General features: G+C 57.2%; 8 protein-coding genes and 1 pseudogene. 2 read left to right on the top strand and 7 right to left on the bottom strand.

Features of this window, described 5'->3' with window-relative positions:
- Nucleotides 1–130: 130 nt before the first annotated feature.
- A pseudogene (locus NDN16_RS20220) lies at nucleotides 131–489 on the top strand (integrase core domain-containing protein); the annotation flags it as partial.
- A gap of 33 nt (nucleotides 490–522) precedes the next feature.
- Here NDN16_RS20220 and NDN16_RS20215 read toward each other — a convergent pair.
- The 7 genes from NDN16_RS20215 to NDN16_RS20185 form a co-directional block, all read right to left on the bottom strand.
- Nucleotides 523–2136: a hypothetical protein gene (locus tag NDN16_RS20215; protein WP_251115259.1), complete on the bottom strand. Its 1614-nt coding sequence runs from the start codon at nucleotides 2134–2136 to the stop codon at nucleotides 523–525.
- Nucleotides 2137–2198: 62 nt separating this feature from the next.
- Nucleotides 2199–3011 (bottom strand): sugar phosphate isomerase/epimerase family protein, encoded by an 813-nt coding sequence (locus NDN16_RS20210; RefSeq protein ID WP_251115258.1) that lies wholly within the window; start codon nucleotides 3009–3011, stop codon nucleotides 2199–2201.
- Nucleotides 3008–3802, bottom strand: a complete 795-nt coding sequence (locus NDN16_RS20205) for an NAD(P)-dependent oxidoreductase (protein WP_251115257.1) — start codon at nucleotides 3800–3802, stop codon at nucleotides 3008–3010. Before NDN16_RS20205 ends, NDN16_RS20210 begins: the two co-directional genes overlap by 4 nt.
- Before the next feature lie 45 nt (nucleotides 3803–3847).
- Nucleotides 3848–4267, bottom strand: a complete 420-nt coding sequence (locus NDN16_RS20200; RefSeq protein WP_251115256.1) for a GtrA family protein — start codon at nucleotides 4265–4267, stop codon at nucleotides 3848–3850.
- Between the two features lie 13 nt (nucleotides 4268–4280).
- A complete protein-coding gene (locus NDN16_RS20195; RefSeq protein ID WP_251115255.1) occupies nucleotides 4281–5387 on the bottom strand; it encodes an FAD-dependent oxidoreductase in 1107 nt (368 codons plus the stop codon).
- Nucleotides 5387–6214, bottom strand: coding sequence for a glycosyltransferase family 2 protein (locus NDN16_RS20190; RefSeq protein WP_251115254.1), 828 nt, complete (start codon nucleotides 6212–6214; stop codon nucleotides 5387–5389). Before NDN16_RS20190 ends, NDN16_RS20195 begins: the two co-directional genes overlap by 1 nt.
- Nucleotides 6211–7218: a glucosyl transferase gene (locus tag NDN16_RS20185; RefSeq protein WP_251115253.1), complete on the bottom strand. Its 1008-nt coding sequence runs from the start codon at nucleotides 7216–7218 to the stop codon at nucleotides 6211–6213. Before NDN16_RS20185 ends, NDN16_RS20190 begins: the two co-directional genes overlap by 4 nt.
- 379 nt (nucleotides 7219–7597) lie before the next feature.
- Here NDN16_RS20185 and NDN16_RS20180 point away from each other — a divergent pair, with 379 nt between their 5' ends.
- Nucleotides 7598–7750: an integrase core domain-containing protein gene (locus NDN16_RS20180; protein ID WP_435301141.1), complete on the top strand. Its 153-nt coding sequence runs from the start codon at nucleotides 7598–7600 to the stop codon at nucleotides 7748–7750.
- Nucleotides 7751–7903 lie beyond the last annotated feature (153 nt).

Raw genomic sequence — 7903 nt, 5'->3', positions numbered from 1 at the left:
GAAAGGCCGCCGCCAGAACCGTCGATGAACTCTGGTCAGTCGTCGTCAGATGCCTCTCCGCCTTCATGCCAGAGGAATGCCAACACTATTTCGAAGCCGCAGGATATGACCCGGAATAAGTCGAATCTGCTCTAGGCCAAACGCTCGCTGGTCGTTGGACTTCGGCACGACCAGTTCGCCTGCGGGCGACGCTTCCGCGTGCTGAACATCGCTGATGACGTCACGCGCGAGTGCCTCGCAGCGATCCCCGATACCTCGATCTCAGGCCGTCGTGTTGCCCGCAAGCTAATCGCCGCCTGGGTCCAGGACTTCAACACGTGGCGGCCACACTCCTCGCTCGGCTACCTGACGCCGACGGACTTCGCCAAGATGATCACGGCAACCGGCTCCGGCGCTCCGCTATCGGATGGCTCCGCGCCTTCGCCGGTTGCTCAACCCGCGCCCTACGGCGTAGCAGAAAGAGACGAGGCTCCAATCGCCGCCGAATGAAAGTTCAGTGGCAGATCATCAGCTTGCGAAATTTTAAGTTGACGAATCTCCACCTGATCCTATCCAGTATGCGAAAAGGATCATCGTAAAAGCCGTAAGATGATATACCGGTCCTAGATAAACTGCATTACTGGTACTGAAGCTTGTGGTGCCGACGATCGCCAGCAAAGCCAACCTTGTTCCGGCAAACACGAGAGAAATCAATACAATTCGCTCGACCGTATTAAAACGTGGCGTTCGAAACTCAAAAAGTCGCCGCGTTGCTGCCATAACCACAAGCAGCAAGATTGCAATGAAGGCAAATCGGTAAATGTCTACGACATACTGGACGAAAGTGGCGACAGATCCTGCTTGATAGGCTTCGCGATCGATTAAGAATGTGGATATAAACTCGGGCGACTGGAACGTGGGGGGACGCTGGAGTGTACCATACATATTGCTGAGGGCCGGTTCGGCACCGCCGCTCAATTCTGGTGTCAGGACGATGCGATCGATCAGGAATACGTTGCGTAGTAAGCGCAGCATGTATGACGGCATTTGCCATACGTCTTCAATACTCATGGTCGGAAGGGACTTAACGATCCTTCTGTGACAGCTGAGGCGCCCGTCCTCACAAGCCGTCTCGATGTCTAAGCGAACCTGATCATAGAACTCGGCGGCTTCTCCCGCACTTTTGTGAATTCCACTTTGCCAAGCGGCATAGCGCACAGCCCAATGCCACCAGCCGTTGCCTATCTCGCCGCAACGCTCAGGCGTTTGTGCGCAGGCAAAATCGAAAAAATGTGGGCTGTCAAGAAATGGACGTAGCGTCGCGAAGCGCGGACTGACTTCGTAGAGGCGAGCGCGAGTGGCACGTGGAACTGCCACCCCCGGTATTGGGCTGTCTCCGCTAACCGATTGCGTTGCGGAGATCATCCCGACGAAGGTGGGGTCTTTGATCTCTGCGATGGTCCAGCGACCGTAATACGAATAATTGAGATAACCGAGTGACAAAATAATAATCGCAAAAGCAGTCCCAAAAGCTAAACTCGTCTTTAGTTTAGCGGCCACTGACTTCTCGGCCAAGGTAAGCGTCATGAGCACGCCGGGTATCAACCATATACCGTCTTCACGGGTAATCCAAAGCCACCCAAAGGTGAGGCCACTGGCGGCACCCCAGCGAAGATTAGTCTTGGACGTCATCCAGAAGATGATGATCCCAAGAAATAGGCAGACTTGAGCGGGGTAGATCGTCTCTCTTAAAACTCGGTCAAGCATAAAGTACTGTGGCGACAACAAAACCAACGCGAAAACGGCGACGGTTGCGACGCGCGAGTCTGTCAACCTTAGGACAGACCACGCTAGGAAGGCTGTTGCAGCCGCGTTAAAAATCGCGACCGCAATATGGAAAGGCAGTCCGACAACGGACGTCGCAGCGATGAAAAATGAAAAGCCGGGCGGTTTTGCGAGGATGCGATCGTTGTAGGTCCCGAGCCATTCTCCGTCCAAAAGAGAACGTGCGATACCCGTGTAGAGAGCATCATCGTGGGCGAAAGTAGTGATTAACGCCCACGGCTTGTGGAGGAGGATTATAGTATAGATGATCAGGACGGCTAATGCGCAAATAAGCGCGTAGCGGTCCGCTACTGATTTATGAATTCGGGTCACGAAATGATCCTGGATCTATCGTATCATGATAAGCGAATCTTCACCGTAGAGCATCGAGCATGTCATTTACGAGTTTCGCCCAGTAAGGCTTGCGCGGCGAGCTCGATCGCTCGGCGCCAGTCCGATTGCGCGCGCATCTCGATGGACACCCAACCACGATAGCCGCCGCGCTCTAAAGCCCGGAACGCCGGTTCGTAGTCGCGACGAGCCGGGTCGACCGGACCAAGGCCCTCTTCGCTCAAATGGCAATGGACGCAAAGGCGCGCTGCCTGCTCCGTGACGTCCATGTCCTCCCCGTTGGTGAATACTGTGCCGGTGTCGAGCTGAAGTCCGAAGCCCGCCGTTTCGACGCGCTCCACGAGTTCAATGGCCTCGAGCGTCCGCGTTACGAAACGGCAGCCGTACACGGGCGGATTCGCTTCGAAAGCCAGGACCGTACCGTGGGATGCGAATTTGGGAGCAAGTTCGGCGAAGAACTCGGCGGCGATCGCCTCTGCCTCCTCGAAGCCCAGCATACCGGGATCGCGAAGGCCAGGCGAACCGAAGACGCAGGCGCCGGCGCCGAGTTCGCCGGCAACCTCCGCAACACGACCAAGATGACTTGCCAGGGTCTTCCGCATCGCTGGCCCGGCGAAGAGATGGGCATCGCTTATACCGAAGAGGATTGCCTGGAGCGCCGGGATAGCAAGACCACGAGAGGCCAAGTGACACCGATAGGCACGAAGATCCGCCGTCACGACTGCGTCAAGCGGCCCGAAGACTTTGGAGGGCGCAAGCTCAACCCCCTCAAACCCGAGCCTCTGCACGAGAGCGATGGCGTCCTCATCGCACTTAGCTGGCCACGCTATATTAGAGATTGAGCGTCTGGGCGTCATGCAAGCATCGTTTCAGGATCGCGGCGGGCCATCGTGACGAACTCGTACAGCTCTGCCATCACCTCGTTGGCCGACAGCCGGTAGGGAGCGGTGGCGCCGAACAAGGCCGAATGCTGCGTCGTCAGATCGTAGCGCGGGGCCGGATACGCTGCGGGTCCTATGACGGCGCCGGGGAAAAGCTCGCCCACGATGCGCTCGTTCGAGATGGGCTCAGGAAACAAATTAACGAGCGTAAGGCCCGCCTCTCGGGCAACCTCTAGATCTGCTGTCAGGCGAGCGAGAGGATACCATTGGAAGACTGCGTTCGGAACGATCCTGTCCGTCTGGTTGTTGGTCAGGAGGTCGTAAATCACATTCTTCTTCAGGCCCTTCCCAAAAAGAGCCGGCAAGCGCACAACGAGGACATCATTGAAGTGCATTCTCACGAACTGCTCCACCTCAAGGCGATGACGCCCGTAGGGCTGCCCATCCTCAGAAGCGGGAACGTGGCTTTCGCAGACCGCTAGACAAGGATCGGGATAGACGTCGATGGTCGAAACGAGGGTGAAACGTTTTGATGTGACAGTGGTGAGCGTGTCAAGGAGTACGGCGATGTCTCGCCAGTCCTTTTCCGGCTCCTTATTGGCTAGCCATTTAATCGCGGAGACGCCTGCACAGACGACCTCATCGAACTCTTCTCCAGCCATATCTTGAAAGTTCGATGAGTTGAAGAGATGCGTAAAGGCCCCGTCACGCTTTAGCTGGGAACCAACAAAGCCCGTGTGGCCAATAAGAGCGCGTTTGGAGGGCAAGGAACAGCTCCATGCGAGAAGGGGTTGATACCAAAGGTGACCAGATCACGACTGATCAGACATGATCCAGCGAACGACGACATAGTTGAGAACGAAGGAGATGCCGGTCGCGGAAACTAGTTGCACAAGCGCGAACTGGTCGCCCAAGCCAAGCCATTGCGAGGTGACTAGAAGGCTAATGCTGCGAGAGGCGAGCGCCAGTAATGCCGACATGACGGTTCCGGAAAGCCGGGTGGCGGAGAAGCTTCCCGCGCTCGACCGGAACGTCCAGAATTCATGCACGAAGTACATCAGGACGGCTGCGCACAGAAGCGATACCGAAGCAGATACTATAAGTGGTAAGGCAAAGACGTGATGAACGACGGCCGCGAGCGCGATGTCGAATGAAAGCCCGAGAAGACTAGCCACGAAGAAGCGAAAGAAGGAATTACGGCCAGCGGCTGTCGTCTGAGCGTTCGCGATCATTAACCCGTGCACCTCAACCAACAGCTTCAAAGAGATCGTAGATGTTGTCGATCTTGCTGCCAAGAACAGACCAGAGTCCGGGAACTTCCTTATGGTTCTGCAAGAGAATTGGTCGGCCGTCATCATGTTCGTTGCGGACGGGAACTGTCTTGATTTCGAAAAGGGATCGACGCCATGTCGCATCCTTCAGCGTCGGCATGTATCGACTTGAGTCGTTGATCATGTGCCGCCACCGCGTCCGGCGAGGTAGTTGCTCGCCTATCGCGTAGGCCGACGGGCCCGTCGCCCGATCTGTCCAAGCGAAATGGGGGGTATAGCGTACGTGTGTAAGGGAATAGGCCTTCGCGGAGGGGTAGGGCATGGTGGAGAAGAACGGCCCGTCCATGACGGTGGCGGCAATTCCATCAATCGTTCGCGGCGGATCAATGAGCGCGATCTCAACAAGTTCATGCTTCAACCGAATTGGCGCAATACCGCTTGCTCTCAGTACGTGGTTGATCTGCGAATAGGTGATGTTGAAGACGCGTGGAGCGCTCGCCGTTCGACCGCTGCGGAATTTTAGCTCGATGGCACTGCCGAAGGGTTCCAATCGCTCGGCCTGCGTGCGTAGGCACAGCTCTACCGGCAGCTTGCGGAGCCGTTCGAAGAGGATATCGCGAAGGATTGTATAGTCGAAGGCGTATTCAGTGCACGCAAAGACTTCCTCGATAAAATCGGAGGAGAATAGGGCTCGCTCTATAGGCGACGCCCTCTCGAACGGAGCCTGCATGGAGTTGAACATGCCTTCGAAACGACGAGCGTTTACTTTGCTGCGGTAGCGCGCGATGGCGTAGAGCATCCTGAAGTCGCGTCGTATGGCGGGTGCGAATTCGTCCGCGAAGCGTTCGAAATTGTGTCGCGAGCGAAGAGCTGTCGAGAAGCTGCGGGGATAATGAAAACCTGTGTGGACACGCGCTTGGTTGACTGCGGACGCGCGCTCGAAGGGCGCTTGCCCGGCGTCGCAGACAAGGACTCGGCAGCCTGCTTCCGCCAGATGGACTGCCAGTGCGCAGCCATAAAACCCTGCTCCGATGATAATCGCATCATAGACAGAAAAAGACGGGGTGTTCACGATCTCCATCAGGGTGCGTAACGTCCAGCAAGGGTCGTGAACAGAATGCGGATCAGCGCTAAATTGCCCAGCCCATTGAGCTTGGTCGGCATAGGGCCGTCGCAGGGGTACGATCTCGTTGTCGGGATTTCCTGCGTCCTTAGTCCCAACTGGGGCGCACGCACCGTGAGATACGCCAGAAGCTCATAGGTCTGAAAGACGTCGCGGAAGGGTTGCACCTTCGGATGCGATAGATATCGCGCGCTGTAGGCTCGAAAGCCCTGTGTGGTATCTGTGAACCTGCGCCGGGCGGCGAGGCTTAAAATCGGAGCATGCACCAGAACGATGCCGAGAGTTCGTAGCCAAGGTGTGTTCACCGCGCCGCCACCCGGCAAAAAGCGCGAGGCCTGCGCGTAATCGACTCCCTCCTCCAGGGCCTGCACAAAGAGCGGGACCGATTCTACAGAGTCCTTGCCGTTGCCGTCGATGGTGACAATACCTTCGTAGCCTTCATCGAGGGCATAGGCATAGCCCATGCGCAATTGCGCGGAGAGCTTACCTGGCCCGGTCTTGGTCAGGAGCGCCCGCACGCCCGTCTCGGCCAAGAGCGGCTCGGTGAGCGAACCATCGCTAGATCCTCCATCGGCGATGATGATGTCGCAGATGCTGTTAAGGCCGTGTTCGTGCATTCGGCGCAGTTGCCTGGCGATGCGCTCACCCTCATTGATCACCGGAACCACAATGCAGAACCGCGTTTTGCGGTCCGCCAGGCTTCGAACCTCGTGTGCAGGTACGCTTCGGGGTCGCACGTCTTCAGCTTTCACTAAAATATCCTGCGGGCTGTCTAGGCTGATCAATGTTCGTGCCCGCCTTCTACGTTAAGAAAGCTCGTATCAGAAAACAGATCGCTTACCGTGACATCTTTAATCAGGCGGGGCGGACGCGATCGCTCCTGACGATCGAGGAGCCTAGAGAGACCGAGGCACAAAATGGCGGATGCGGCCGACTGGACGAACATCCAGCCGGCGAGAAACGAAAACATCGTCGTCCACCCTTCGGCGATCTCATTGCGGAGCAGCCAGACGCCGACGACGTAGAGGAGGGAGAGAAGCGCTAAGGCGGAGAGGACAAGACATGCGATGCTGGCGGCCCGCAGGAGGCGTGGAGCCGAAGTCGCGATGAGCCTCGCAACGAGGTCAACGCGTCGCAGAATGAGTGAGACATCCGAGCGCGAGGGCGCCGTGTGCGTCTCGATGACGACGCGGGTGCGTGAATGCCCATGCACGGTGAAGCGGAAGAGATGCAGTTCCTCTGGATAGGCGAGCATCTCCCCTAGGAACTGGCGGCCGACACCGAGTGTGCGCTGAAACCGCGTATCCACCTCGAGCCCCGTAAGGCCGCGCACAAGCCAAGAGCTCGTCCGCTCTATCAGGGAACTGCGCTTCCGGCGAAGACGTACCAATTCGGCGCCCGAACTCAGCTTTTCGAGAACGATGGCGAGATCAATTGCTCCGATCTCGTCGGACGAAGACAGAATCACAACATCCCCGATGCATTCATGATAGCCATGCATAGCCGCGCGATCGAAATCGCCCGCGTCTGCGACTTGTAGGAAGCGAACATGAGGCACCTCGAAGCTCAGCGAGCGCACCAAGCACTGCGTAAGCGAGATATCTCCGTTTCCAATCAGAAGGAGTTCGAAGAAGGCGTGCCGCTCCCGCAAAGTGCTTGCCGCCCGCTTTATATCCCCCTCCAAAGCTGCCGACACCTCGTCGAATACGACGATCAAGCTGACGAGCAGAGAGCGGTCAAGCACTGACGGGCCCTGTGCGTCAGACTTTGAGTGAAGCGAAGCGTCCATGGTACTCCAGCAAAGCAGTTCACGGACTTCATAGCCAAATTGATTATGAGGAGCAATCGCGCGCCGTGTTACGCGGCCCGACCACGGCCGGCGAATCCTGTTCCGCCTGCGCGACCCAGCAGGCGGTCGAGAGATTGATAGACTGCGCAGCTCTGATCGTTAGGCATACGGATTTGTGCTTGTATGCGAACCGGGATGGACTTGCCCGGAAAATGTGGAGAGCACCAACTGAGGAACCACGAGGTGTTCTATGGGCAACGGGAACAGACCGACGCCGGAGTTTCGGCGTGAGGCAGTGCTGTGCGGCTGGCATTGAGCAGCGGCCGGACACGGCGGGAGATTGCGGAGGATCTCGGCATTGGCTTGTCGACTCTGACGCGTGGCTGAGCCAGGAGCGCGACGCCAGTGTGGTCTTGGTCGGTGGATCACCTATTACAACACCCAGCGTCCGCACTCGAGCCTTGCCGGTAGAACGCCGGTCGAGGCCTATCGGCGGAACGGGAATCAGATCATGGGAGGCATGCCCCCATGATCTGATGATCAAGCAGGCGGCATGTACGACAACAGGGATTTGCTTAACTCAGCCGCCAAACTGTCCAGGAAGGCGAAAAGCGAAAGATGTTACCCATGTCCGGTACAAATCGTCACCTATGCCTCCGGTCGTTCAAAGACTGATTTCCGATGC

The organism is Aureimonas altamirensis, assembly GCF_023702225.1.
GTDB lineage: Bacteria > Pseudomonadota > Alphaproteobacteria > Rhizobiales > Rhizobiaceae > Aureimonas > Aureimonas altamirensis_B.
This window is presented reverse-complemented; position numbering and strand designations above follow the sequence as displayed.

Excerpts from the sequence above, each read along its gene's own strand:
- NDN16_RS20185 (WP_251115253.1), bottom strand. The coding sequence starts at position 7,218 with ATGGACGCTTCGCTTCACTCAAAGTCTGACGCACAGGGCCCGTCAGTG.
- NDN16_RS20195 (WP_251115255.1), bottom strand. The coding sequence starts at position 5,387 with ATGGAGATCGTGAACACCCCGTCTTTTTCTGTCTATGATGCGATTATC.
- NDN16_RS20200 (WP_251115256.1), bottom strand. The coding sequence starts at position 4,267 with ATGATCGCGAACGCTCAGACGACAGCCGCTGGCCGTAATTCCTTCTTT.
- NDN16_RS20210 (WP_251115258.1), bottom strand. The coding sequence starts at position 3,011 with ATGACGCCCAGACGCTCAATCTCTAATATAGCGTGGCCAGCTAAGTGC.